The organism is Akkermansia sp. RCC_12PD (assembly GCF_036417355.1).
In the GTDB taxonomy this organism is placed as follows: Bacteria; Verrucomicrobiota; Verrucomicrobiia; order Verrucomicrobiales; family Akkermansiaceae; genus Akkermansia.
On record NZ_CP143889.1, the window covers coordinates 144,857 to 170,827 of the forward strand.

19 protein-coding genes are annotated in these 25,971 nt (G+C 58.1%); 8 read left to right on the forward strand and 11 right to left on the reverse strand.

From position 1 onward, the window contains the following. Nucleotides 1-17: 17 nt before the first annotated feature. From V3C20_RS00535 to V3C20_RS00545, 3 genes are all read right to left on the reverse strand, one after another. On the reverse strand, nt 18-2,258 hold the full coding sequence (locus tag V3C20_RS00535; RefSeq protein WP_130083430.1) for an inorganic phosphate transporter: 2,241 nt from the start codon (nt 2,256-2,258) through the stop codon (nt 18-20). A gap of 118 nt (nt 2,259-2,376) precedes the next feature. Next, complete coding sequence (gene hrpB / locus V3C20_RS00540) at nt 2,377-4,962, reverse strand: ATP-dependent helicase HrpB (RefSeq protein ID WP_130083429.1); 2,586 nt, start codon at nt 4,960-4,962, stop codon at nt 2,377-2,379. Between the two features lie 35 nt (nt 4,963-4,997). Continuing rightward, complete coding sequence (locus tag V3C20_RS00545) at nt 4,998-5,957, reverse strand: phosphatidate cytidylyltransferase (protein ID WP_161981338.1); 960 nt, start codon at nt 5,955-5,957, stop codon at nt 4,998-5,000. 310 nt (nt 5,958-6,267) lie between these two features. Here V3C20_RS00545 and V3C20_RS00550 point away from each other — a divergent pair, with 310 nt between their 5' ends. The 3 genes from V3C20_RS00550 (at nt 6,268) to V3C20_RS00560 (ending at nt 11,244) form a co-directional block, all read left to right on the forward strand. Beyond that, nucleotides 6,268-8,487, forward strand: a complete 2,220-nt coding sequence (locus V3C20_RS00550) for a carboxy terminal-processing peptidase (RefSeq protein ID WP_130083427.1) — start codon at nt 6,268-6,270, stop codon at nt 8,485-8,487. Between the two features lie 179 nt (nt 8,488-8,666). After that, nucleotides 8,667-10,355 carry a ribose 5-phosphate isomerase B gene (rpiB, locus tag V3C20_RS00555; RefSeq protein WP_289508768.1) on the forward strand — a complete coding sequence of 563 codons (1,689 nt, stop codon included), beginning with the start codon at nt 8,667-8,669 and terminating at the stop codon, nt 10,353-10,355. Nucleotides 10,356-10,851: 496 nt separating this feature from the next. Further along, complete coding sequence (locus V3C20_RS00560) at nt 10,852-11,244, forward strand: hypothetical protein (protein ID WP_149873316.1); 393 nt, start codon at nt 10,852-10,854, stop codon at nt 11,242-11,244. Nucleotides 11,245-11,535: 291 nt separating this feature from the next. Here the strand turns inward: V3C20_RS00560 and V3C20_RS00565 are convergent, their stop codons facing one another. The 5 genes from V3C20_RS00565 to V3C20_RS00585 form a co-directional block, all read right to left on the reverse strand. Then, entirely contained in the window at nt 11,536-12,588 is a 1,053-nt protein-coding gene (locus V3C20_RS00565; RefSeq protein WP_130083425.1) for a TQO small subunit DoxD, read from the reverse strand. A gap of 93 nt (nt 12,589-12,681) precedes the next feature. Beyond that, entirely contained in the window at nt 12,682-13,413 is a 732-nt protein-coding gene (locus tag V3C20_RS00570) for a M15 family metallopeptidase (protein ID WP_130083424.1), read from the reverse strand. Nucleotides 13,414-13,451: 38 nt separating this feature from the next. Further along, a complete protein-coding gene (rpoD, locus tag V3C20_RS00575) occupies nt 13,452-15,512 on the reverse strand; it encodes an RNA polymerase sigma factor RpoD (protein ID WP_130083423.1) in 2,061 nt (686 codons plus the stop codon). Nucleotides 15,513-15,571: 59 nt separating this feature from the next. Then, nucleotides 15,572-17,380: a DNA primase gene (dnaG, locus tag V3C20_RS00580; protein WP_161981339.1), complete on the reverse strand. Its 1,809-nt coding sequence runs from the start codon at nt 17,378-17,380 to the stop codon at nt 15,572-15,574. Nucleotides 17,381-17,950: 570 nt separating this feature from the next. Further along, nucleotides 17,951-18,298, reverse strand: coding sequence for a hypothetical protein (locus tag V3C20_RS00585; RefSeq protein ID WP_330935403.1), 348 nt, complete (start codon nt 18,296-18,298; stop codon nt 17,951-17,953). A 38-nt stretch (nt 18,299-18,336) separates the two neighbouring features. On the opposite strand from V3C20_RS00585, the gene V3C20_RS00590 reads away from it, so the two are divergent. Then, entirely contained in the window at nt 18,337-19,038 is a 702-nt protein-coding gene (locus tag V3C20_RS00590) for an NfeD family protein (protein WP_330935404.1), read from the forward strand. Between the two features lie 27 nt (nt 19,039-19,065). Beyond that, a complete protein-coding gene (rimO, locus tag V3C20_RS00595) occupies nt 19,066-20,424 on the forward strand; it encodes a 30S ribosomal protein S12 methylthiotransferase RimO (protein WP_130083420.1) in 1,359 nt (452 codons plus the stop codon). Between the two features lie 133 nt (nt 20,425-20,557). Here the strand turns inward: rimO and V3C20_RS00600 are convergent, their stop codons facing one another. Next, nucleotides 20,558-21,175 (reverse strand): hypothetical protein, encoded by a 618-nt coding sequence (locus V3C20_RS00600; RefSeq protein ID WP_130083419.1) that lies wholly within the window; start codon nt 21,173-21,175, stop codon nt 20,558-20,560. A 211-nt stretch (nt 21,176-21,386) separates the two neighbouring features. On the opposite strand from V3C20_RS00600, the gene V3C20_RS00605 reads away from it, so the two are divergent. Further along, the gene (locus V3C20_RS00605) at nt 21,387-23,246 is read left to right on the forward strand and encodes a 4-alpha-glucanotransferase (protein WP_161981340.1); all 1,860 of its coding nucleotides are present in this window, start codon (nt 21,387-21,389) and stop codon (nt 23,244-23,246) included. A gap of 464 nt (nt 23,247-23,710) precedes the next feature. On the opposite strand, the gene V3C20_RS00610 is transcribed toward V3C20_RS00605, so the two are convergent. After that, the gene (locus V3C20_RS00610) at nt 23,711-24,034 is read right to left on the reverse strand and encodes a hypothetical protein (RefSeq protein ID WP_130083417.1); all 324 of its coding nucleotides are present in this window, start codon (nt 24,032-24,034) and stop codon (nt 23,711-23,713) included. Nucleotides 24,035-24,108: 74 nt separating this feature from the next. Here V3C20_RS00610 and V3C20_RS00615 point away from each other — a divergent pair, with 74 nt between their 5' ends. Further along, on the forward strand, nt 24,109-24,984 hold the full coding sequence (locus tag V3C20_RS00615) for a 50S ribosomal protein L11 methyltransferase (RefSeq protein ID WP_130083416.1): 876 nt from the start codon (nt 24,109-24,111) through the stop codon (nt 24,982-24,984). Continuing rightward, nucleotides 24,962-25,321, forward strand: a complete 360-nt coding sequence (locus V3C20_RS00620; protein WP_130083415.1) for a hypothetical protein — start codon at nt 24,962-24,964, stop codon at nt 25,319-25,321. The genes V3C20_RS00615 and V3C20_RS00620 overlap by 23 nt, the downstream gene beginning before the upstream one ends. 28 nt (nt 25,322-25,349) lie before the next feature. Here the strand turns inward: V3C20_RS00620 and V3C20_RS00625 are convergent, their stop codons facing one another. Then, on the reverse strand, nt 25,350-25,952 hold the full coding sequence (locus tag V3C20_RS00625) for a riboflavin synthase (protein ID WP_130083414.1): 603 nt from the start codon (nt 25,950-25,952) through the stop codon (nt 25,350-25,352). Between the last annotated feature and the right edge of the window lie 19 nt (nt 25,953-25,971).

Consider the following 25,971-nt stretch of genomic DNA (forward strand, 5'->3'; position numbering starts at 1 on the left):
CATCCCGAATATTCCGTTTACGCCGCCACGAAATTCCTCTCGTCATTTGTCAGGGCGCGCACCTGAACCGCCATGAATCTCATTTCATTGAGCATATTCAGATACAGCAGGGAAGAACGCGTTCGCGTCTGATTGCGCTGGGTTCTCTTGATCTGTCGCTTGGTGGCTTTGGCCACAAGCTGGAGCAGTTGCTCCTGCGCCACCATCGTGTAGTCGAACTGAATATAGGTTCCCGTCTGGAGCATTTTGCAATATTCGTCCAGAAGTTTCATCAGGGCCGTGTGGACTTCCTTCAAGTCGCTCACCTGGTCAATGGTGAAGGGCGTATGGTTATTGTCCACATAAGTGAAGATGGATTCGGAGAACTGGGCCAGGCTCTGCGTGGCTTCATTCAAATGCTCCAAGGCCTGGACAAAGTGATAACCCATGTCCAGGGAGCGGGACTGCATCTTGTAGAGAATGGGAAGAATGTCGTACTTGTGGTGCTCGCTGCTGGTGAGCGCCAGGCGCTCCGCGGCTTCTGCCAGTTCCTTGAGGGCCTTGCGGTCCCCCTGGAAAAAATTTTCCACGGTGTCGTTGTATATTTCCCGGAGCTTGAGTGTACTGTCCACGATCTGGTGGCTGCACACGTCCAGAATGTTTTCCTCCGTGATCTGGTCAAACCGTTCGGTGGAAAGCTTGTTTTCCCGCTTGCGGTGCATGACGGTGGATTTCACCAAGATAACGGCCACCAGCGCCAGCAGGCCGAAGATGGCATATATCTGCCCGTAATGCAGCACCGTAGCCATGATGGCAGCCAGAGTGAAGGCGGCCAGTCCCGTCATGAACCAGCCGGAAATGACCGTAAGCACGCCGGTAACCCGGTAAACGGCGCTCTCCCTTCCCCATGCCTTGTCCGCCAGGGAGGACCCCATGGCTACCATGAACGTCACATACGTGGTGGAGAGTGGAAGCTGCTTGCCGGTAGCCCAGGCGATCAGCAGGGAAGCCACGGTCAGGTTCACGGTGGCGCGTATCAAGTCAAACGCCACGCGGTCCTTGGGATTCAGTGGCTGGGGAGCCGGGTCCCACTGGTGGTTCATGCGCACCAGCATGCGGGCGGGAATGAGTTTTTTCACGCCGCGCCCCAAGGCGATGGCACTGCGCACAATGGCGCGGGCCGGAGGCACGGAACCGAAGCGCTCAATGCCGCCCTCCCCCTGCCGGGAAAGCTCCACGCCGGTGGCAATAACCGTTTTGGCCTTTTTGGAAAACCACAGCGCAAAAATCATCATGCAGCCCGCCGCAAAAAGGATGTAATGGTTCACGGGACCGCCCTTGCCGGGCATCAGGCATTCCATGGCGGTGATGGAGGCCGTGCTTCCGCCGTCCGCCACGACGCCCCGGGCGTACTGGAAGGAATCCAGCCCCCCCATGAAAACACCGATGAAGTTCACCAGGTCATTGCCCGCAAACGCCAGGGCCAGGGAAAAGGTCCCCGCCAGGACGGTCAGACGCAGAATATTGGTCATGAACAGGTGCTGAAGCAGGAACATGAGCAGGGAGAAGCCTGCGAAGGCGACCAGAACCGCCAGCCCCAGGTTCTGGTCAATGTAGGCAATCATGCCGCGGTCCAGCAGGGTGGATTCCTTCAACCCCTTAAAGATGGCAAAGTACGCGATAGCCGTCATGGCAATGCCGCACCAGAAGCAGCCGAACCACTTGAAACGGGACTGGTACTTGAAGGTGAACGCCAGGCGGGAAATCCACATGACGATGGTACCCACCGTAAAGGCGATGGCTACAGAAAGAAGGATGCCGGTGACGATTTCAAACGCCTTGTCCGTATTGATGAAGTCCCACACCGTTTCCGTCATGTGGAGTTTGGAAATTTTGAAAAGGGCCGTAGCTACGGCGGAGCCGAGAATGCCGAATACCAGGGAAACCGTGGTGGAGGTGGGCAGGCCGAACGTGTTGAACGTGTCCAGAAGAATCACCTCGCTGATCATCACCCCCAGGAACAGCAGCATCACTTCATGGTAGCTGAACATGTTGGGATGGAAGATGCCGTTGCGGGCCACTTCCATCATGCCTCCGGAAAAGCACGCGCCCACCAGGACGCCAATGGAGGCCACGGCCAGGATTGCCCTGACGGGGGCGGCCTTGGAGCCGATGGCGGAGTTGAGGAAGTTGACGGCGTCATTCGCGACGCCATTGATCAAGTCAAATGCCGCCAGAAGCAGCAGGGCTACGATAATAATCCAGTAAATTGAGTCCATAACTGTCTCTTGTGTATGGTGGGCGGAGGGCGTCCGCGAGCTGCACCACCGCCTCTTTACACGGAAAAGGGAGATTTTGCCACTGTTTTGTTACAGAAAATTCACCCTTCCCGTCCCGTCAGCGGGAGGGACGCAGAAAGTCCAATTCGGAGGGGTCCGGCCAGCAGTGCCGGGGATAACGTCCGGCCAGATCCTTTTTCATCTGGCCGTAGCCGTTGCGCCAGAAACTTTCCAGGGAGCCGGTCACCTGCCACGGCCTCTGGCTGGGGGCCAGAACTTCCACTTTCACGGTTACGGCTCCGCGGGCAATGCGGGGGGATTCCGCCACGCCAAACAATCTCTGCACCGTCAGGCCGATTACCGGCGTGGAATCCTCCTCATACCGGACCTTGGCATGCTGCCCGTTGGGGAGCTTGAGGCTAACCGGGGCGTAGTCGTCCAGTGCCTTCGCCTGCCAGCCGGAAAGCCAGTCCCGGAGGACGGGCATGATCTCCCGCTCCTTGATATCCTTGTATCCCACGGCGCCTTCACAGACCATGGCGATGGCCACCAGCTTGTCTTCTTCCCCGAACAGGGGCAGTTCCAGCTCCGGCATCCAGCGGCTCAGGCCGTTCAGACGGCGTATCCACTGCTCCACGGCGTGGTCCCACTTTACCAGCTTCAAGGTGCCGTCCACCACTTTTTCCGCCAGAATGGGAGCGGCCAGTTCCGCAGGGGCATCCCCGCGGTCGCGGTCTTCCAGCACCAGGTCTTCATACATCAGGCGCTGGTGCAAGCGAACGCGGCGCAGGCCAGAGTCAAAAACGGCCGCCTCCCCGCCGGAAAAACGTTCCGGCCATACGGCGCGCAATTCTTCCGGGGTGATGAGCGTGCAGCGGCCTATGCGGGTTTCCACCGCCTTTCCGGACAGTTCTGCCATTTCCGCGGCCACAAAGTGCAGGCCGCGTAAGGCCACGCTGCCTTCGGACAGCCTGCCGCCCGCGCCGCCCGCCATGCGGCACGTGCTGGCCGCCACGCCGTTCCGGACGCCTACATGATCCGCAAACCCTTCCATTAATGCCCGGACGACGGAAGAACGCGCCGCCAGGAAATCCGGCTCCGGCACCTCCCGTGAATACCCGCGGCTGCCGATGGACAGCAACTGCCGGTAAGCCATCCACACTTCCCGCGCACCGCGGGCGGAAATGCCCAGGCGGCCGCATGCTCCTGCATCAAAATGGGAATCCAGGGCCTTCCCCACGGCGCGCCATTCCGCCTGAAAGTCCGTATAGTCGCCGGAATCCCGCAGATCATCGTTCAGGCCGCCCTTCGCTTCCACGCCTTCCCCCTGCATCAACGCCGCAATGGCGGCCAGTTCCACCGCGCACCGTTCATCCTGCCCGGCCACGATCAGGCGGCCCAGCCGTGGCGGCAGCGGAAACGCCGTCATCCTCCTGCCCGTCTCCGTCAGGCGTCCCTCCCCGTCCACGGCTCCCAAGGAGGCAAGGAGATGGCGCGCCCGCTGAAGAACCAGAGGGTCCGGCCTGTCCAGCCAGCGGAATTCCTCCGGGTCCGCCACACCCCAGGAACACAGGTTCAAAACGGCTCCGGACAAGTCCACCCGGAAACACTCCGGAGGGTCGAATTCCGCCTTCTTCGCCTGTTCGGCCTCACTCCAGAGCCGGAAGCAGCGGCCTTCCGCCACGCGGCCCGCACGGCCCGCGCGCTGGGCGGCGGACGCCTTTGAAATCCTGACCAGGTGCAGGGTGTCCATGCCCCGGTACGGGTCCCATCCGGACTGGCGCACCCATCCGGTGTCAATGACGGTCCTCACCCCCTCGATCGTCAGGGAAGTTTCCGCCACATTCGTAGAGACGATGACGCGCGGCCGCCCTCCCTTTTCCACCGCGCGGTTCTGCTGTTCCGGACTCAATGCCCCGTACAGGGGGAAAATGTCCCGGCCCCCCAGCCACGGTTTTCCCTCCAGCAGTTCCACTGTGCGCCGGATTTCGTAAACGCCCGGCATGAACAGGAGAATGTCTCCGCAAGCGGCATCCTTCACCGCCTCACGGACAGCTTCCGCGGCCTGGTCCCAGACGGACGGTGGCGCCACCCTCCCCCGGCCGTCGCTGACTGGACGGGCAGGACGGTACGTGATTTCCACCGGGTACTGCCGTCCGCAGGCTTCCAGCTCCCGGCAGGATTCCCCCATGTATTCTCTCAGGCCGGACATTTCCAGCGTGGCGGACATCACCACCACGGCAAGGTCCGGCCGCGGCCCTTCCTGCAGGTCCAGCACACGCCCCAGGGACAAGTCCCCGGAAAGGCTCCGTTCATGGAATTCGTCAAAAACCACCGCGCTCACCCCTTCCAGGCCGGGGCGGTCCGTCAGCCAGCGTTCCAGCACGCCGTCCGTCACGTACGCAATACGGGTACGGGAGGATATGTGCCGCTCAAAACGGACCATGTACCCTACTTCCCGTCCCAGTTCCACGCCGCGCAGCCTGGCGACGTGCCGGGCCAGCAGGCGTGCCGCCATCCGGCGCGGCTGGACGACGACGATGAGGCCGTTTCCCCCTAGCCCCGCATCATCCATCATCGGAGGAATTCCGGTGGACTTTCCAGAACCCGTAGGCGCCTTCAGCAAAATGCGGGGAGACGCTCCTTTAAGGGCTTTTAGAAATTCCCCGCGGATTTCCTCAATAGGAAGAGACGTACCAGGCATGCGGCTTGACGTTTTTTCTTGTCCGGCTCTTCCGCTCAATACACTACCGTCATCATCAGAATACACAGGAACGGAACGGTGAAAGACGGACTGTCAATGAGATCGAAGAGGCCGCCTATGCCCGGAAGCAGGGAGCCAGAATCCTTCACGGACAGGCTGCGCTTGACCAGGGAACCCGCCAAATCGCCATAAACGGCCAGAATAAAAATGAGGGTAATGCCCAGAACCAGCATCAGGACGGATGCCGGAGAAAGCGACGTCGCGCCGAACATCGGGAATACCAGGACTATCCCCGCGGCATTCGTCAGCAGCCAGGAGCCGATGATACCCTCCCAAGTTTTTTTGGGACTGATATGGGGAATTAATTTTTTGGTGAAGAATTTACCCCCCAGCAGCAACCCGCTGACGTAGGCGAAAATGTCGGTCATTTTCGTCACCAGGATCACCCACAGCACCATCATCACAATGCGCGGAGACTCAGCCCCCGCCTCCAGATAGCCCAGATGGATGGCGGGAATAGCGAAGGCGAACAGCCAGCCGGGGTAAATGAAAGACAGCAGCGTTGTAGCGACGGAGCGGAGCGCGCGGCTCCCGACGATGGGGCGGTTCATCTCCCGGATGAACGCCACCACAACCAGAATCACCGGAGCCGCCACAACCAGCAGCAGGGGGTCCGGCATCATTCTGAATTCATCCCGCATCGTGAGACGGAATTTGTTGAAAAAACACGCCACGGACAACAGCACCGGATAAGCCGTCCCGAAAAGGAAACTCAAGCGAGCCTGTCCCGCCTTGCCGGACCGGATGAGCATGTGGCGCCATTCCCACGCGGTCAGGATGCAGAAGATGCACACCAGCCCGTAATAGCCGGCTTCACGGTTCCAGACCAGGGCGCCGGCCAGCAGGCCCAGCAGGACAAAGGTGCTGAACAAACGCTGGAACAGCACGCGCATTTTGCTTCCGGCAGGGGCATTTTCCCGGGGTGGTGTGGTCATACTCGCGCAAAGTGTACAGAAAACGCCTCTGACCTCAATACTGAATTGGCTCAGCGTAGAGGCTTCTTCCGGAAAGCTGCCGCACGGAGGGGCCGCCGCAGGCGGAAAACGCAGTTTTTCCCCCCCTATATTTTTCCGCATGTAAGAAAGAGTCCCATTTTCCCAATTTTAAAAGGCTTCCGGGAATGCCGTCAAAAATAGCGTCATGTGGACGTTTTATGAGATAGACATTCACACGCAAATCAGTAACACTTACAACCCAGCAATACATCCCTCCGGGAATGGAGGGATTACGCACCATTTTTCCCCCATGAACACGCACTCATTCCGTTGGATCAGACTTACAGCGTTTTCGGCCCTTGCCGCGGCAGCCATAACTTCCTGCGCCTCAGCGGCCACCGATTTCAACCAGGTTGGCAAGCAGATGTCCCTTCTGCTCCAAAACTTCCACTTTTCCCGCAAGGAATTCAGCGACGATCTTTCCAACAAGTTTCTGGAAACCTATCTGCGCAAGGTCGACCCCAGCAAGATTTTCTTCACCCAGCAGGATGTGGACGCCCTGAAGAAGAAATACGGAAAGGAACTGGACGACTACCTGATGTCCGGACAGATGATGGACGCGGCCAAGGCCATGCACGCCCTGTACCGCCAGCGCGCCATGCAGCGCATTGCCTATGCGCGCGACCTGCTGAAACAGGGCGGCTTTACGTTCACGCAGGACAAGACCATTGAACGCTCCCGCCGCAAGATCGACTCCTGGCCCAAGGATGAAGCGGAAATGCAGCAGGTCTGGAAGGACTTGGTGGAGGAACAGCTCCTGTCCGAGACCCTGCGCCGAGAAACCGTGGCGCGCCTGGCCAAGGAACAGAACAAGCCTGATCCGCTGGCCAATGAAAAGCCTGTGGAAGAAAAGCTACTCATGCGCTATGAGCGCATTCAGCGCAACATTCAGGAAACGGATCTGGAAGACGTGGCGGAAACCCTGCTGAGCGCGGTAGCCCTGACCTATGACCCACACACGGACTACATGGGAGCCCGCCAAGTGGACCGCTTCAAGATCTCCATGAGTCCGGAGCTCACCGGCATCGGAGCCCTGCTGGGCGGCGAGGATGACGGCTCCACGAAAATCAACGGAATCGTTGTGGGAGGTCCGGCGGACAAGTCCGGAGAACTCAAGCTCAACGACCGCATCGTGGCCATTGACTCCAACAACACCGGAGAGATGGTGGATATCCTGTTCATGAAGCTGGACAAGGTGGTGGATATGATCCGCGGCTCGGAAAACTCCCAGATCCGCCTGAAGGTGGAACCGGCGGACGCTCCCGGCCAGGCCAAGATCATCACGCTGACCCGCTCCAAGGTGCCGTTGAAAGATGAACTGGCCAAAGCGGAAATCATTGAACTGAACGGTGCCCCGGACGGCCAGAACCGCATCGGCGTGCTGAGCCTTCCCTCCTTTTACGCGGATATGGACGGCGGCGACCGCCGCTGCGCCGCAGACGTCAAAAAACTCCTGGAACGGATGAACAAGGAAAAAGTGGACGGCCTCGTGATCGACCTCCGCAACAACGGCGGCGGCTCTCTGGAAGAAGTGCGCCTGATGACCGGATTTTTCACCGGGCGCGGCCCCGTGGTACAGATCAAGGACACCCGCGGCAACGTGGATGTGAAAACCGCCAACAATCGTGAAAAACTCTTCAAGGGCCCCATTGTAGTGCTGATCAACAAGCTCAGCGCCTCCGCCTCGGAAATTCTCGCCGCCGCCCTTCAGGACTACGGCCGCGCCGTCATTGTGGGGGACACCTCCACCTTCGGCAAGGGAACCGTGCAGCAGCCAGTGGACATCGGACAGTACCTGCCCTACTTCTCCGCCAGGGACCGGGCCGGCCTGCTGAAAGTCACTACGCAAAAGTTCTACCGGGTGCCGGGCGGTTCCACGCAGCTGAAGGGCGTGGAAAGCGACATTCAACTGCCCACCGCCACGGCTGCCTTTGAACTGGGAGAGGAAATCCTGGACTACGCCATGCCCTACGACCAGATCCCCCCCTGCCACAATTACAAGAAGGACTCCGCCATCGCCGGCATCCTCCCCGCCCTGAAAGCAGCCAGTGCCGAACGCGTAGCAAAGGACCGCGACCTCCAGATCGCCAAGGAAGACATAGCCATGATGAAGCAGCGCATCAAGGACAACAAGCTATCCCTGAACAAAAAGGTCCGCGAACAGGAAAACGCCTCCCTGGAAGAACGCCGCAAATCCATCAACCAAGAGCGGAAAACCCGCTTTGCGCAGATGGCCAAGGACGACGCCGCAAAGTACAAAATCTACCGCCTCACACTGGACGACATCAACGCGCCGGAACTGCCCCTGGCCAATCCTGAAAAGGACAATGAACAGTTCATGCACGTGGCGGAAGACCCCACGGCGGAACTGGACGACTCCCCGGAATATCCCTCCGGCCTTGATCCCGAACTCCGGGAAGGCATCAACATTGTCCAGGACATGCTGAAACAGCAAACTCCTGCAAAATAAGGGAGAGACTCCCTGCTCTTTGAAAAGCGCCCCGGTTTCCGCCAGAAGCCGGGGCGCCTTTTGTTATTTAAACGGCGATTCCGGAAGCTTCAAATTGGAATGATTCAATTCTTCATCCCGGACTTGCCAGCCGGAAAGAAATGAGGCAGAATATTTTCCCGCCAGCAATATGCACCATCATGAATACGACATTTAAAATTGCCATCGGCTCCGACCACGCCGGAGTCGACCTCAAGGAAACCATAGTAGAACTCCTCAAGGCATGGGGTCATGAAGTGACCGACATGGGTACGGAAACCAAGAATTCCTGCGATTATTCCGACTATGCCAATGCGGTCGCAAGCAGCATTGCTGACGGTACCAATGAACGCGGCATCCTGATCTGCCGCTCCGGCATCGGCATGAGCATTGCCGCCAACCGCTGGGTAGGCGTGCGGGCCGCCCTTTGCCGCACGGCTCCCGCCGCGGCCCTTTCCCGCCAGCACAACAATTCCAACCTGCTCTGCCTGGCTTCCGCCTACGTGGACAATGAAAGCGTGGAAGACGTACTGGATGCCTGGCTGCACGCCGACTTCGAAGGCGGCCGCCACGAACGCCGCGTCATCAAATCCTCCGGCAGTCCCCTGCAATGGAGCGATCCGGAACTGGCCGCCTTCATTGAAGAAGAAGGCCGCCGCCAGAGCAACAACATTGAACTGATCGCCTCGGAAAACTTCGCCTCCCCCTCCGTGCGGGAAGCCCAGGGTTCCCTGCTGACCAACAAATACGCGGAAGGCTATCCCGGCAAGCGCTGGTACGGCGGCTGCGAAGTGGTGGACAAGGTGGAACAGCTCGCCATTGACCGCGTGCTGAAGCTCTTCGGCGGAGAGCACGCCAACGTGCAGCCCCATTCCGGCTCCCAGGCAAACATGGCCGTTTACTTTTCCGTCCTGAAGCCCGGGGACACTATCCTGACCATGGATCTTTCCCACGGCGGCCACCTTACCCACGGCCACCGCGCCAACTTCTCCGGCAAGCTGTACAACGTCGTGCATTACGGGGTCTCCCAGGAATCGGAAGCCATTGATTATGATGCCTTGGAAAAACTGGCCATGGAAGTGAAGCCCAACATGATCACGGCCGGCGCCAGCGCCTATTCCCGCACGATCGATTTTGAACGCATGGCGAAAATCGCCAGAGCCTGCGGGGCCTATCTCTTTGTTGACATGGCCCACATAGCCGGTCTTGTGGCGGGGGGACAACACCCCAACCCGGTTCCCCATGCGGACTTTGTGGCATCCACCACGCACAAGTCCCTGCGCGGCCCCCGCGGCGGCTTCATCATCTGCAAGGAGGAATACGCCAAAAAGATTGACGCCGCCGTCTTCCCCGGCATGCAGGGCGGACCGCTCATGCATGTCATTGCCGCCAAGGCCGCCTGCTTTGGCGAAGCCCTGAAACCGGAATTCAAGGACTACGCCGCCCAAGTCGTGAAAAACGCCCGGGCCATGTCCAAAAAAATGATGGAACTGGGCTTCCGCGTCGTTTCCAACGGTACGGACAACCACGTATTCATGGTGGACCTCCGCAATAAGGGAATCAACGGCGCAGACGCTCAGGAAGCCCTGGACCGCGTGGGCATCACCGTGAACAAGAACGCCATCCCGTTTGACACGGGCTCCCCCATGAAGCCCTCCGGCATCCGCATCGGCACTCCCGCCGTAACCACCCGCGGCATGAAGGAAAAAGACGTGGAACAAGTGGCGGAATTCATCGCGCGGGCGCTGGCCCTGCACGTGGGCGAACAGGTTTGCCCCAACCCGGAAGGCTTTAACCAGCTCAAGAAGGAAGTTTCCGCCTTCAACCGCAACTTCCGCCTGCCCCACTAACCCCCTGTGTCCCAACATGCTTTCCAGCCGTTCCGCCTCTCCGGCGGAACGGCTTTTTTAGGGTCTGAATCATGAAAATTCCATACGGACAGCTAAACAGCTTCCAGCGACCGGAACATTCGATTCATCACGGAACGGCCAGAGTCTCTTCTAACGTCGAAAGGCCTTGAATTCGTAGCTGTTGAAATTGGATCCCCTATTGATTATTAGCAGGCAGCGATTCCTGCTAAAGGGGATGAGGCTTCTTCCGACGAATTTCCGTGAAGCGGGAAATAACCTTGCTTCCCAATCATTTATCGTATCTAATACGGGATAATGGTTTATCCAGAAAAACAATTTTATATAAGATACGATGAAAAGCCTGGTAATATACTTGCTTGCGGGAACAGCCATGCTGTGCCCCATGAACGGAAGCAGCGAAGAAAGCGCCCCGTCCACGCCTCCGCCTGTAAAAGACCCTAAAGATGATTTCCTACCGGACATGGATTTTTGTTCCATGGTATTTCAAGATATTTCATCAAAACCCATTGTCTGGAATGATGACCGCTCCCTGGCTGTTATTTACGACGAGACGGCATCGGGCGTGCTTTGCTATACGTTCTGGTGCGTAAAAAGAAACGCACAGGGAAGGATGGTTCCCATTGCCAAGTATGCAGTCTGGACAGATTTTCCCAAAAAAGGAATCCTGCTGGACGAAAAAGGGCTAACCGTCGTGCTGGAAAGTACCAAGTGGCAAAAGGTAGGAACGACGACGATCAGCCATTATTTTCCGTTTACGATTCCCCAGGCACAAATATCTTTCACACAAAAAGGAAACGAGCACCTGAACGGCGTGAAGAATGAGGATCTGGAAAAGGAATGGAAAGAATTTACGGAAAAATGGGATTAACGGATATTTCCGGTTCATTGGGAGGATGTCTTATCAATGGATTCTCAAGAAAACCGTTAATAAAAACAGGCCGGACTTAAACAGTCCGTCCTGTCGAATTTACCCCAAGGATAATTTATTGCTTATTCAAGGGACTTTCGGATGAATGGGCATGTCATTCCATCCTTCGGGCTTGGCGAAGAAACTGTATTGCTTGTTCTTGAAGAAATCATACACGCTTATCGTCCGGAAAAATTTTCCCCACGGGGGTTCTTATCCTTATTGTGCCTTTCTCCTTCTTCCGGGGCGGCCTCATGCACCACCGGCCTTTCGGACCTGAGCGGACCACTCCTTGCCGCTCACATCCGTCAGCACGATGGAGACCGGACCTGCCGGAACCACGGGCAACGTGACGGGAAGCGTTACGCCGGCCTTCGCCCCCAGCGGTATAACCAAACCGAAAGCTCCCGGCTTGATCCGCGCGATATAACTATTTTCAATAGCGGAAGGAGGGATGGCGGAAAGCTCGTCCGCCTCCATCCTCCACAGGGTGTTTCCCTGGCCGTCTGTCAGCCGGATGCGGACCAGGAAGGAACCGTAGGTGTCCACGCCCTCCGTGCGGTATATGTTGAAGCGCAGGCCATCCCCGGAGAGGGAGGCCCCGCTGACTTCCAGCAGGGGCTTCACGGATTTGTTATGGAGCGGCCCCCAGACCCCGCCATGGAAAAACTGGTTGGTTCCCAGAGTGACGAACATCATGAACACGGCGGACCAAATGGAAATCTTCGCCAGCTTTCCGTACTCCAGCGGCAACGGACCGGAAGCTACCCAGGCAAACAGGGAGGAACGGCGCGAGCAGCACGGAAGCTTGGAAAGCCTGCCGTCCAGAGAACAGGAACCGCCCCCCGTCAGGAAGAGGAGAAGTCCGGCGCACATCCCCAGAATGCCTATCTGCCATTCATCCAGGCAGGTGGTTCCCAGCCACCCGGAACCCAGCAGAATCCCCAGCGCCAGGGAGAAAACTCCTACGGCCGCCAGACGCGTCAGCAGCCCCAGCATGAGCATCAGCCCTACCAGGCATTCAATGATGGTAAACGCCGCCATAAACCACCAGAGTTCGGACGGATGCGTCACCAGATATTCAATGACCGGCTTGATGCCCAGCGCATTGGGAAGAAAATGGTTGAATTTAACGCCAATGTATCCCGGATCATCCGGAATCAACTTGTTTTCCAGAACCAGGCGGCGCCAGAAAGCGGAGAAATACGTCCAGCCCACCACCAGGCGAAGAGGAAGGGCTATCACCGCGGCCCAGCGGTAGGCCTCAGGCCGGAGGGAGGAATCATGGAAACGTTCTTCTTTCATCTGGTCAAATTTTACAGTATTTCGTTATCCTATTTCCACCGGAAAAAAATCAAAGGATAAAATGCGCGTCCGTGACAGCGGAAGTGTCCGTGCCTACCGCGCGGCCATGCCGTCCCATACCGGGAAGTAATAATGCAGGGAGGGCGCAGGTTCATTCAGCAGACGGTAGTGCCACCATTCCGGGGAATAGTTGGCAAAGCCCTGTTTCTCAAATGCCTTTTTCAGAATCATCCGGTTCCGGTGCTGGAACGGGGTCACCAGGGGGCTTTCCGTGGCGGAGCTGGGGTCCAGCAGGTCATGATGGCCGCCCATGTCCACGGGCTTTCCTGTTTTAGCATACAGCAGGGTGGCATCCACGGCCACACCGCGGGAATGTTCCGAGAAGTCGCGCACGTAGTGGTCGCCGAAGACTCTGGACTTGTCAATGTTCGGGTAATAGCGCGCCTTCATCTTCTGGTCCTCGGCATCCCTGCCCCATTTGCAAATGTCCAGCACGGCGGTATGGGGGCGGTAGGCGTCGTAGATTTCCAGCAGATACCCCTGTTTGTACAAGTCTTCCGATACTTTTTTCAATGCCTGGGCCGCCTGGGTGCGCAGAATGGCCCGCTTGCCGTGGTAGCCGTCCAGCGGACGCCCCACAAAGTTGTCATATCCGGCGTATTTGAGGTTGCTCCTCACAAGGGGGGCCACCTGGTCCACATAAACAAAGCCCGGCTGCATCACGGGCTGCAAAGGCTGGTTGAATTCAGGCTTGAATTCCTTGCTCCCTGAGCAGGAAGCCAATAAAATAAAAATGCCGCATGCCGCGGCCAGGCGGGTCTTCATGACCCGTGAGCCTAGCACGGCATGTGGCGCAAATCCGGTCAGGATTCCGTCATTTCCAGGAAGCCCTTGATCTTGCTGATGCGCGTGGGGTGGCGCAGCTTCCGCAAGGCCTTGGCTTCAATCTGGCGGATGCGTTCGCGGGTGACGCTGAACTGGCGTCCTACTTCCTCCAGCGTGCGGGGACTGCCGTCCCGGAGGCCGAAACGCTGTTCGATGACTTCTCGTTCGCGATCCGTGAGGGTGTCCAGCACATCCTTGATTTTTTCTTTCAGGAAGGAGAAGGAGGCTTCCTCCATGGGATTTTCCGCCGCCTTGTCTTCAATGAAGTCACCGAAGGAGGTGTCATCGGAATCGCCCACCGGAGCCTGGAGGGAAATGGGCTGCTGGGCCATTTTCAGCACGGAGCGCACGCGCTCCACGGGGAGGTGGATTTCCTCCGCGATTTCCTCCGGCGTAGGTTCGCGCCCGTATTCCTGCACCAGCTGCTTTTGAACGCGCATCAATTTGTTGATGGTTTCAATCATGTGCACGGGAATGCGGATGGTGCGGGCCTGGTCAGCAATGGAACGGGTAATGGCCTGGCGGATCCACCAGGTGGCGTATGTGGAGAATTTATAGCCGCGGCGGTATTCGAATTTTTCCACCGCCTTCATGAGGCCCATGTTGCCCTCCTGAATCAGGTCCAGGAAGGAGAGGCCGCGGTTGGTGTATTTTTTGGCAATGGAGATGACCAGGCGCAAGTTGGCTTCTACCATTTCATCCTTGGCCTTGCGGGCCTCGCGGAGCCATTTCCTGAGTTCCTGGTAGGCTTCGCCCATTTCATCCGCCGTCATCCACATGCGCAGTTCCAGTTCCGCAAGGTGCTCCTTGAGTTCCTTGTTGCCGGGGTCTTTTTCAATCTTTTTCTGCAGGCGCAGCACGCGGTCGCGGGCTTCGTCAATCACGGAGCAGAAGTCTTCAATCACCTTGTGCTTGAAGTACAGGCGGCCGAACAGCTTCACCAGAACGCCGGTGATTTTGTCGAATTCAGCCTGGCGGGCCTTGACGGCCTTGGCCGCTTCCTTGCTGCGGTACAGCTTGCGGAAGGCGCTTGAGGCGTCCTGGTGCGTCTGCTGGATCTGGGCGCAAAGCTGGGCCAGGCCCTTCATGTAGCGTTCCCGCGAGTCGATCTTCTTGTCCAGAATCACGCGGTCAAAGCGTTCCTCATTGTCAAGCAGGCGGTAGGCCACATCTAGATAGGCGTTGGCAATGAAACCGAAGCGGTGGACGGAGCGCTGGACGTTCTGTTCCGCGTCCTCAATCCTCTTGGAGATGGCCACTTCCTCTTCACGGGTGAGCAGGGAGACCTGCCCCATCTGCTTGAGGTACATGCGGACGGGGTCGTCCAGAATGTCCATCTTGGCTTCCAGCTTTTCCTCTTCATCCTCTTCCTCCGTGTTGATGCGGGTGCGGTCCGTGTAGCTGTCCACGTCGGAAGCGTCGATGATGTCGAATGCCATGCTGCGCAGGCGGTCCATGATGGCCTCGTAATCCTGCTGGTCTACGATGTCGTTCGGAAGGGAATCGTTGATGTCGTCAAAAGTCAGGTATCCCTGTTCCTTGGCAAGCTTGATGAGTTCACGGATTTTCTCCTGAATTTCCGGGGCGTCAATCGGGTTCGTGATCTTGCGGCTGGCAGCCTTCTTGCGTTCCTCTTCCAGAATTTCACTCAATTTTTTGGGAGTTTCATTCTTGGAAGGCTTGGACGCGGGTTTGGCAGGTTTCGCCGGCTTCTTTTCTGCCGCCTTTGCGTGGGCCTTCTTGGCAGGAACGGGAGCGGCCTTTTTGGCCGGGGCCTTCTTTTCCACGGGTTTGGCGGCGGAAGCAGCAGGCACCGCCTTGGGAGCCTTGGCCGGGGATTTAGCCGCTGGCGCCGCCTTTTTAGCAGCCGCAGGAGCGGATGGCTTGGCAGCAGTTTTTTTGGCGGGAGCCGCCTTCGGGGCGGGTTTGGAAGCTTTGGCGGCAGGTTTGGCCGCTACTTTTTCCCTGGTTTCGGAAGCTTTTTTGCTGACAGAGGTCTTCTTGGGAGAAGAGGAGGATGGGTCACCGGATTTGGACATATCTTGAAAGGAAGAGGGCACAATTCACCATTATATCAATACCCGCAGGTATCGAGGCGTTACATTGTACCCAAAAGACGTTTCAAGTCAACACTAAGTTTCGATAATTCCACCCTTCTTGCAGCATCCGTGGAGGGGTCCGCAATTTCCGCCATCAGGGAGGCAATGTGCTTTTCCAGTGCCGCCTTTGCGATGCCGGAACAGGCCTCCTGCACGCACCGGCTTACGTCCGCAATGGGGATGGGGTCCAGACTGAGCATGGCCAGGGCGTCCTTCTCCGGCTGAGGCAGGGATTCCAGAAACGCGTGGATGGAGGCCGGATTGTCCGGTTTCGGCATGCGGGCCAGGATTTTTTTCAGGATGCCCCCGCCCGGCAGCAGGCGCATCGGCTCCAGCAATTCTTCAATGCGGTCCACGATCAGCTCCTGCGCCTGCGCATTCTGCAGGGCCAGTTCGCATAAAACGGCCACGGCGCGGTTCATCTTTACGGGCGGCAATTCTTCCGGCACATTTCCGGCAGCTTCCCCGGCCCGGTCCGCGGCACGCACTTGTTCGCGCTCCTTGCGGCGTCCGGCCGTCTTCACGGCGCTGCGCAAATTGCCGATGGTCATGCGCATCCGCGTGGCGAGGTCCGTCGTGGCCAGGTCACGGGCCACCGGATCGCTCATGCAGGCCAGCAGGGCTGTCATGCCCCGTGCAAAGGAGGCGCTGGCTCCTGCGTCTTCCAGCAGGCCCTGGCTTTTGGCACGCTCCACGCGCACCTCGAAGAAGGGCCTAGCTTGTTCCACCATCGCCGTGAAAGATTCCCGCCCTTCCCTCTTCATGAAGGAATCCGGGTCGTCTCCCGGCGGCAGGTTCACCAGATAAACATCCTTGCCCAGAGGGGCCAGTTCCCGGAAGGCGCGGTCCGCCGCGGCCATTCCCGCCTTGTCCGCGTCAAAACACAGCACAATTTGGGACGCATAACGGGAAAGCGTCCGGGCATGCTCCGGCGTAAATGCCGTTCCCAGCGGAGCGACGGCAAAAGACAGCCCGGCTTCATGGCAGGCGATGACGTCGATCTGCCCTTCGCACAGGAGGGCCTTTCCGCTTTTGCCCATCGGACCGCGGGCCTTGTCCAGAGCGAACACGACGTCCCCTTTCTTAAAGATGGCCGTTTCAGGGGAGTTGACATATTTGCCTGCATTCTCCTGGGGCCTCAGAAGGCGGCCGGAAAAGGCCACGCACTCTCCGTACACGTTGTTGATGGGGAACATGAGCCTGTCCCGGAAACGGGCGTAGATATCCCCGCGTTCCCCCCGGTTGGCAAGGCCGGAGTCAATCAGCACCTGGTCCGCAATTCCTTCCTTCCTCGCCCATGCCAGGAACTCGCGGGAGGAATCCGGGGCCCAGCCCACCTGCCAGCGTTTGGCCATCTCCGCGCCGTAGCCGCGGGAATTCAGGTAGGCCCTGGCTTCCGCCGCTTTTGGGGAGCGCAGGAGCAGCTTGTGAAAAAAATCCGCCGCCTTTTTGTGGGCTACCAGCAAAGCCGTGCGCGCCTTGCGGCGTTTTTCCTCAGCGGCGTCATACACCTCCTCCACCAGGGTAATGCCAGCCTTTTCCGCCAGACGCCGGACAGTGTCCGCAAAGCCCAGGTTTTCCATCTTCATCACGAAGGTGATCGCGGACCCCCCTTCCCCACAGCCGAAGCATTTGAAGTTCTGCCTGGTCTGGTCCACGATGAAGGACGGCGTTTTTTCATTATGGAACGGACAGCACGCCTTCCAGCGGGACCCGGCGCGCTTCAGGGACAGATAGGAGCCTACCACATCCACAATGTCAGTGGCTTCCAGAACGCGCCTGATGCTGTCTTCATCAATCCTTCCCATACGGCCCGCCCAGACTATCACAAGAACCGGCTTGATACAAGGAGACAGAAGAGAAGCTCCTTCCATCAGGCGCTTGAATCATCCCAAGCTTCAGACTGCGTCCCTTTAAAACCGGACCCTCACCCGGTTTCCGGAAGCCGCCATTTCCAACGCAGCCATCATGGCAGGGAGGATGCATTTCCCCATTGAGAAAAAAGACCCGCCGTGATAGCATTTTACCATGAAGCACATCCACCTCCTGTTGCTGGCTTTTCTGGCTTTGTTTGCGGGCGCTCCGTTCCGGGCGGCCGCGGAAGAATCTTTCCGCGACAAGGTTGTCCTCATTCCCGTGGGGGAGGACGCCCTGACCAGCAAGCAGAGCTTCGGCTTCATGACCCGCATTCTGGAACGGGCGCAGAAGGAACAGGCCCGCGCCGTGGTGTTTGAGATGAACACGCCCGGCGGCCTGGCCTGGGAAACCAGCGAGATGATGATGAAGAGCATCCAGCCGCTGACCATCCCCACTTATGCCTACGTGAACCCCAAGGCAATGTCCGCGGGGGCCCTCATTTCCGCGGCGTGCGACAAGATTTACATGGCTCCCGTTTCCTCCATCGGGGCGGCGGGCATCATCACTTCCTCCGGGGAGGAGATGGACCCCGTGATGCGCAAGAAGGCGGAGAGCGCCTTCTGGGCCTTCACGCGTTCCGTAGTGACGGAGAAGGGATACCGCCCGGAAGTGATCAAAGCCATGATGATTCCGTCCGAAGAGGTGCAGGAGTTCGGCCCCGTCAAGCTGGAGAAGGGAGCCCTGCTGACCCTGACGGGCAAGGAGGCCGCCACCCGGCTAGATGACGGAAAGCCCCTGCTGGCGCAGGGAACGGCCACCTCCGTGGCGGACCTGCTGGCGCAGGAGAAAGTGGACGCCCCCGTGGTCACGGCAGTGCCTACCGCCTTTGAAAAGATCGGCCTGTGGATTGCGTGGGCCTCCCCCCCTCCTGATTCTGCTGGGCATCGGCGGCATTTACATGGAGTTCAAGACGCCGGGATTCGGCATCGGGGGCATCGTGGCCATTGCCGCGTTCGCCCTGTTCTTTTTCGGCAACAACATCGCCGGAAACCTGGCCGGATACGAAACGGCCGCCCTGCTCGTGCTGGGGGTCATTCTGCTGTGCGTGGAATTTTTCGTCATTCCCGGCACGTTCATTGCCGCCATTGCGGGCGGCATCTGCATCTTCCTGGCGCTGTTCGGCGGCATGATCAGTTCCTGGGAATGGGACAACGTCATCCGCGGAGGCCAGTGGGAAGACTTCAACACCGTCGCCCTGGTCCTGGGCGTTCCCCTGCTGAAGCTGGTGCTGGGCTTGACGGGCGGCGCCATTGTCATCACCATCTTGATGAAGTACCTGCCTGATTCCGTGCTGATGCGCCGCGTGACCAACGCCACCGTAAGCGGCGGCCCCGCCGGGGAGGCCGTGAGCATTACGCGCGTCCAGGTCGGAGACCGGGGGAACGCCGTCACGGAACTGAAGCCCAACGGCAAGGCCATGATCAATGGCGAAATATGCGAGGTTTTCTCTCGACAAGGCATACTGATTAAGGGTACCCCTGTGCGCGTCGTGGACATACGTCCGTTCGACCTCGTCGTCGTCAGGGACGAATCCCCCGCCGGGGAATAATCCGCATCACTCTTTTCCACTACTGCCATGTCTCTCACCGTTGGACTCATTTCCCTGGGTTGTCCCAAGAATTTGATCGATTCCGAAATCATGATCGGCCACCTGCAGAAGGCGGGCATGACGATGACGCCGGACGCGGAACTGGCGGACGTGATGGTGGTCAATACCTGCGCGTTCATCGACCAGGCCAAGCAGGAAGCCATAGACGCCATTCTGGACGTGGTGCGCGCCAGGGAAAGCGGAACCTATCCGGAAAACCAGAAGCTGATTGTGGCGGGATGCCTGTCCCAGCGTTTCCACAAGGAACTTCCCGCCCTGCTGCCGGAGGTGGACGCGTTCATCGGCCCGGACCAGATCACCCGCCTGCCGGAGATTATCACGGAAGTGATGAACCGGACCGTGCGGAACAAGAATTTCGTGGAAGGCAAATGCAAGTACGTTCCGGACTGGGAAACGCCGCGCTACCGCCTGACGCCTCCGCACAGCGCCTATATCAAGATAGCGGAAGGCTGCAACCACGGATGCGCCTACTGCATTATTCCGATGATCCGCGGACGCCACCGCAGCCGTTCCCAGGAGGATGTGGTGCGTGAGGCGGAAGCCCTGGTCAGGGCCGGCGTGAAGGAAATCAACCTTATTGCCCAGGATATCACGTACTACGGCATGGACAAGTGGACGGACGCGCGCCCGAACCGCCGCAGCGCGGTGGATTCCTCCCGCGGGGAATCCCTGGCCTCCCTGATCCGCGCCCTGAATGCGATTGAAGGGGAATTCTGGATCCGCCTGCTTTACACCCACCCCGCCCACTGGAGCGACGAGCTGACAGCCGCTATCGCGGAAAGCCCGAAGGTGGCCCGGTACGTGGACATTCCCCTCCAGCATATTTCCGACAACATGCTCAGCGCCATGCAGCGCGTGACGGACGGGGACTACATCCGCAACCTTCTCAGGGACATCCGGAAGGCCGTGCCGGGCATCGCCATCCGCACCACTTTCATCACCGGCTTCCCTGGAGAGACGGAAGACGACCATCAGGAACTGATGGAGTTCATCGAGGAATTCCGCTTTGAACGCGCCGGCATTTTCACCTTTTCAAGGGAAGAGGGAACCAGGGCCTACAACATGCCCGACCAAGTCCATCACCGCACGAAAGCGCGCCGCTACAATGAGGCAACCATGCTTCTCACGCGCATTGCCTCGGAGATCGGGCAAAAGCAGATCGGCCGGCAAATCAGGGTTTTGGTAGATGCTCCCGGCACGGCCAGAACAGAGTGGGACGCCCCGGACATTGACGGAACCGTTTCCGTCCCCCCCACACTGCCCGTGGGCGAATTTGCAACGGTCACGGTGACGGACGCCGTGGCCTATGAGCTGACGGCGGAATAACCGTACAAGGCGGCTGGATTCAAATATTGAAGATTAAATACTAAAGGCTGAAAGCCGCTTTTTCCAAATACTGCGGCTTCCCGCAATCTTCAGCAGTCAGTCTCTGAATGTTCCATCTCTGCCCAAAGAAGCGTCACTGCTTCACACTGGATTCGGGCAGCGGCACGTTTTCCACAGGAGCAGGCGACGGCTGGGGAATGACGGCGGGTGCCAGGGAACCGGGAGCTCCCGGCTGGACGGGGACAAGGGAAGTATTCAAATCCAGTTCCCGGGAAGCGGCCGCGGCTTCCGGACTAACGGCGCCCGTATTGGCAGGCAGCGGCAGCAGTCCGCCGTCCTGGCCGAACATATCGGTACCGGAAACGGAGAAGAATCCCACGACTTCCTGCGGATTGACGATTTCCGAAAGACTTACATAGCCCTGCCGCCCGTCCTCAAATTCCACCTTGGCGAACAGTTCACCGCAAACAAGAACTTTCGCGGAAGCCGCCCCGTTCATGACCTTTCCACTGGTGGAGAAACTGCTTTCAGGATTCTGTTCAAAAACCACCAGCTTTTCTTTCTTGAAGGTGATGGAATCCCCCGGCTTGTAAACGGCCTGTTCCGCATTGGCCTTCGCCGCCATTTTCTTGGATGTGATGCCTACCGGGTCAAGGGCGGAACTCTGGCGTTCCCATGGATTCACGTGCTTGTTCGTACTGCAGGATGCCAGCACCAGCAACAGGGCGGAAGAAAGCAATGCAAGTTTCATTGTTCCGCATCATAATCACAGGTCCCGGCCTAGGAAAGCAGAATTTCATGCAGAGTTCTCCTTCATAAGCCGCTCATGGCACTGCCACACATCAGGGCGTATGCATGCGCATTAGACTTGCCGCTTTCCCCTTTGGAATGCTACTTTCTTTTCCAGCCTGTCTCCGAACCATGTTCCACGGCGGATGAGGGCTCGCACCAGAAAATCTGCTATGGATGAAAAGAGACTAGCCGGCGTCGTTCTGCCTTTGTTTTCCCTGCGCCGCAATAATGACCACGGCATCGGGGATCTGACGGCCCTGCGCCAGTGGATAGACTGGGCGGCGGACGCTCATGTGGGATTTCTTCAGTTGCTGCCCGTCAATGCCTTGGGACGGGACGAATGCCCCTCCCCCTATTCCGCCATCAGTTCCATTGCGCTGGAACCCCTGTACCTTTCCCTGGAACCCTGGACCGTACCCGGCCTGGAAGAACGCGTCTTTAACGAGACGGGAGACACGCCGCCCTGGGAACAGCCTTCCGGCCCGGACCTGGTGGACTACCCCAAGGTCCGCTCCTGGAAGATGTGGATTCTGCGCGGCGCATGGCACAATTTCCGGACCAAGCCGGAATATGCGGGCATCATGCCCAAGTTCCGGGAATGGGTGAAGGAACAGGGAAGCTGGCTGGAAGACTTCGTGTGCTTCCAGGTGCTCTGCGACCTGTTCGGCACGGCGATCTGGTGGCACTGGCCGGAACAGGACCCGGCGCGCGCCAAGGCCATTGCCGCCGACTACGAGGAAGAGAAGGATTTCTCCCGCTGGCTTCAATGGCTCTGCGAGAAGCAGTGGGAATTCATCCGGATTTATGCGGATGAACGCAACGTGAAGCTGATGGGGGATATTCCCATCGGCGTTTCCCTGTCCAGTTCCGATGTCTTTTTTGAACGCCACCTGTTCAATACGGACTGGTGCGGCGGCGCTCCGGCGGAAGGCAATTATGCCGCGGACCCGTTCACGGCCAAATGGGGCCAGAACTGGGGCATTCCCCTGTACAAATGGGATGTGATGGCCCAGGACAACTTCGCCTGGTGGCGCCGCAGGGTAAAGTACTGCACCAAAATTTTCAGCATGTACAGGATCGACCACATCCTGGGCTTTTACCGCATTTACGCCTTCCCGTGGAAACCCACGGAGAACGACGTTTTCCTGCCCCTGACACGGGAGCAGGCCGCCGAAAGAACCGGAGGCCGCCTGCCCGCCTTCAAGCCGCGCGGCGACGACCAGGTGTGGGAACGCAACATGAATCTGGCGGACGGGGACTTGTACCTGCGCCTTGTGCTGTCCGCCGCCCCCGGCGTCAGCGTGGTGGGGGAAGACCTGGGCTGCGTGCCGGATTACGTGCGCCCGAACATGCGCCAGCTCGATATTCCCGGCTTCAAGATTCCCCACTGGGAGATCAAGCCGGACGGCTCCATCATCCTGGGCAAGGAATATCACGAATGCTCTTTCGCAGCATTCGGCACGCATGATTTTGAAACGCTCATGCAGACGTGGAACGACAGCTATGCCAAGATCGAACGCGCCCGCAAGCTGAATCTGTGGATGGGGGGCGTTCCCAAAACTCCTTCCAATCCGGAACAGGAACACATCATCAAGGAAGCGGAAGACGGCGCACGCCTGCTGAAATGGTTTGCCGACTACTGCGGAATGCAGCCGGAAACCTGGATGTCCTACTGGAATCTGGAGATCAAGACGGCCATGTACCGCGCCCTGTTCCGCTCCAAATCCCGTTATTCCGCCATTCTCTGGCCCGCCCTGTTCGATATCAACAAGCGACTGAATATTCCCGGCACCACCGGAGGCACCAACTGGAGGGAGCGCATGCCCTTCAAGGCCGTGGAAGCCTGTTCCATGCCGCAGACCGCATGGCTGCGCTCCATCATTGACGACTCCGACCGCACGCCGCTCCAGGGGGAAGACGCCATCAACGCACTCAAGGCATCCAGCAAGCGCATTTTCCCGAAGGTGACCGTGAACAACGAACGCTTCCTGAAACGGATGCTGATGTGGCCCAACGGCAAATCGCTTTAACGGGACGCCGGGAAAAACCCCGGAAAATATGCTCCGCCCGGCACGCAAAAAGGATGCGGGCTCGTCCTCTTCTGAGCCGGAACGCCAGGAAAGCCTGCCCCGGCAGGCTAGGAGAGGCTGTGCCAGATTCCGGAAAGCAGGAAGGCAGGACGTCGCCCGTCCCTGTATTAATCAGGTTTCCGGCGCACCCAAACACCGGATTTCCCGCCATTCCAGGCAAGAGAGGCTAAGGACGCGGAACCGAACATCCATCTGCGGGCGCCTATCAATAATATTTTTATCATTATTTTGGATCTCGTTAGAATAAACAAAAGTACATCAATACCGTACGGGCGATCTTTAACGGATTTGGAATCCGAAATGCATTTCTCAAGGGGAGAAACAGGTACGTGTACCGGTGAATCAGAGTTTCAGGCTTCCATGACCCGGCATACACTTCCCGTCCCTGCAGAAGCGCCATAAATTCATGAGACCAAATAAATCAGCTCCTTGCAAAGTCCCGGACAGCAAAAAACGAAGGAGCATTTTCCCTTCCCTGTGCTTCGAAATGTTTCCACTGCCAAAGCCGGAATGCCGCCATTTCCGGGCATTCGGCATGGAGGAAAACAAGGAGGAATTTGTCCAAATGATTTTTCTTCAGAATCGTAGCTTGACTCCGGATTCCAAATCCGCCAATGAAGCTCCATAATAGAAATCATGTTTTGAACTGCAGTTTCTTCTGTAGGAAATCCAGGAAAAATACCGGACTCTTCATCATACTTTCCTGTCCGAATGCGGAAAGCCTTCATCAAAATAATTCCAAGCAGCTTCCCTTTCCGCATCCATTCTTGCCTCCAAAGAAAAAAGTCTTCATACTCACACCATGAGCTGGAGCTGGAACAAATTGTCCGCCGCCAAATGGGAAGACGCCTGGAGCGAACGCATTGCCAGAAATCCGAATGCCGTCATTACGCAAATCAAGGGGGGCAAAACCATCAGAATTGTCGTTTACTGCGATACGGAACAAGATGCCCTTATATTGAAAGAACATTTCGGAGGGTCCGTCCGGGAAGTCAAGACACAGGACTGGGTAGCAGCGCAAAACAGGGAGCCGCGCCCTCCCCTGAAAATCAGGGATTCCCTGCTCATCACGGAACAAACGGATGCCGAAAAGCTGAAAGCCCTGCAACAGCAGTTTCCCAAACGCCGCATCCTGAGCGTCCCGGCGGAAATGGCCTTCGGCACCGGAGACCATGCCACCACATCCGCCTGCCTGCGCTTCATCTGCGACTTTGCCAAGTCCCGCAAGGGGGCGGACTGGAGCATGACGGACATCGGCTGCGGTACCGCCGTACTGGCCATGGCCGCGCTGGAACTGGGGGCGGCCCGCGCCGCCGCCTTTGACTTCGACCCGATGGCCATTGAAGTGGCCCGGCACAACATGGAACGCAACGGCATTACCGATGCCCGGCTGGATTTGTTTGTGGGGGACGTGTTTGAATGGACTCCCACGGCTGGGCAGAAGGGTGACCTGGTTGTCGCCAACCTGTTTTCCACCATTCTGCAGAAGGCTTTTCCGCGCATCATCACGGCCATGAAGCAAAATGCCGTGCTGGTCATTTCCGGTATTCTGGCCTCCCAGTGGGAGGAAACGAAGGCGGCCGCGGAACGCCGCGGACTCACGTTTGACAAAGTAATCAAACGGGGGAAATGGGTGACGGCCAAAGGAGGGCTGAGTGCATCAACGGCCCGCGTATAATCCCGCGGACACGGCCATAAAAGAAAACGACGGGAGAAAAAACAGCGGCGACTGGAAAAACCTGCTCACGGGAGCGTGGGTATTAAGCCTTTTGAGCTATCCGCTGGCGGGCCTGATCATAGGACTGTATCTGGCCGGCTTCATGAGCCTAATCGCGGAATATTCCTACATGGCCATCAATTTCCTGCTGTATTTCCATGCCCTGTACCATTTCCGGAGTTACTGGAACGGGAAGATGAATAAGACCATAGGCGTCTTTTACCTGCTGCTGCTCATCGTCAATATGCTGATCGCCGCCAGTATTATTCTGTCCATGATCACCTGCTGGCTTGTATAAACAGGGAACAGTTCATCATTTCGGGACATCAAATGCCTGCGCTTTCACGGGCCGTGAACAGCTTTTCCACGTATTTGGCCAGCATGTCCACTTCCAGGTTTACGGGCTGTCCGATCACGGCGTCCTGAAGGTTGGTGCGGCCGAAGGTATGAGGGGTAATCCAGAATTCCAGCAAGGTTCCGTTGAGATTGGCAATGGTCAGGGAAATGCCGTCAATGGTGATGGAGCCCTTGTCAATGCAGTAGCGGGCCAGTTCATCGGGGATGCGCACTTCCAGCCTGTGATCCTGCCCCACGGGTTCCAGCGCCGTGATCGTTCCGGTGTTGTCCACGTGCCCCATCACAAAGTGGCCGCCGAAACGGTCCATGGCGGACATGGCGCGTTCCAGATTTACCAGGCTGCCGGGTTTCAGATTCCCTAAGCTGGTCACCCGGATGGTCTGGGAAAGCAGGTCGAAGGAGACGCGGTTCCCATCCAGGGCATCCACTGTCAGGCAGCACCCGTTCACGGCCACGGAATCCCCCAGGGAGAGTTCACTGCCGAAAGGGATGTCCAGCGTCAGCCTGGCTCCGCCGTCAATGGGGGTGAACCCCACCACGGTTCCAGTTGTTTCAACAAGTCCGGTAAACATAAGAGTCAATCAGGATTCG

Excerpts from the sequence above, each read along its gene's own strand:
- rimO (WP_130083420.1), top strand. The coding sequence starts at position 19,066 with ATGTCTCTCACCGTTGGACTCATTTCCCTGGGTTGTCCCAAGAATTTG.
- V3C20_RS00610 (WP_130083417.1), bottom strand. The coding sequence starts at position 24,034 with ATGAAGGCTTTCCGCATTCGGACAGGAAAGTATGATGAAGAGTCCGGT.
- V3C20_RS00560 (WP_149873316.1), top strand. The coding sequence starts at position 10,852 with ATGGTATTTCAAGATATTTCATCAAAACCCATTGTCTGGAATGATGAC.
- V3C20_RS00600 (WP_130083419.1), bottom strand. The coding sequence starts at position 21,175 with ATGAAACTTGCATTGCTTTCTTCCGCCCTGTTGCTGGTGCTGGCATCC.
- V3C20_RS00570 (WP_130083424.1), bottom strand. The coding sequence starts at position 13,413 with ATGAAGACCCGCCTGGCCGCGGCATGCGGCATTTTTATTTTATTGGCT.
- V3C20_RS00550 (WP_130083427.1), top strand. The coding sequence starts at position 6,268 with ATGAACACGCACTCATTCCGTTGGATCAGACTTACAGCGTTTTCGGCC.
- V3C20_RS00535 (WP_130083430.1), bottom strand. The coding sequence starts at position 2,258 with ATGGACTCAATTTACTGGATTATTATCGTAGCCCTGCTGCTTCTGGCG.
- V3C20_RS00605 (WP_161981340.1), top strand. The coding sequence starts at position 21,387 with ATGGATGAAAAGAGACTAGCCGGCGTCGTTCTGCCTTTGTTTTCCCTG.
- hrpB (WP_130083429.1), bottom strand. The coding sequence starts at position 4,962 with ATGCCTGGTACGTCTCTTCCTATTGAGGAAATCCGCGGGGAATTTCTA.
- V3C20_RS00565 (WP_130083425.1), bottom strand. The coding sequence starts at position 12,588 with ATGAAAGAAGAACGTTTCCATGATTCCTCCCTCCGGCCTGAGGCCTAC.
- dnaG (WP_161981339.1), bottom strand. The coding sequence starts at position 17,380 with ATGGGAAGGATTGATGAAGACAGCATCAGGCGCGTTCTGGAAGCCACT.
- V3C20_RS00615 (WP_130083416.1), top strand. The coding sequence starts at position 24,109 with ATGAGCTGGAGCTGGAACAAATTGTCCGCCGCCAAATGGGAAGACGCC.
- V3C20_RS00545 (WP_161981338.1), bottom strand. The coding sequence starts at position 5,957 with ATGACCACACCACCCCGGGAAAATGCCCCTGCCGGAAGCAAAATGCGC.
- rpoD (WP_130083423.1), bottom strand. The coding sequence starts at position 15,512 with ATGTCCAAATCCGGTGACCCATCCTCCTCTTCTCCCAAGAAGACCTCT.
- rpiB (WP_289508768.1), top strand. The coding sequence starts at position 8,667 with ATGAATACGACATTTAAAATTGCCATCGGCTCCGACCACGCCGGAGTC.
- V3C20_RS00625 (WP_130083414.1), bottom strand. The coding sequence starts at position 25,952 with ATGTTTACCGGACTTGTTGAAACAACTGGAACCGTGGTGGGGTTCACC.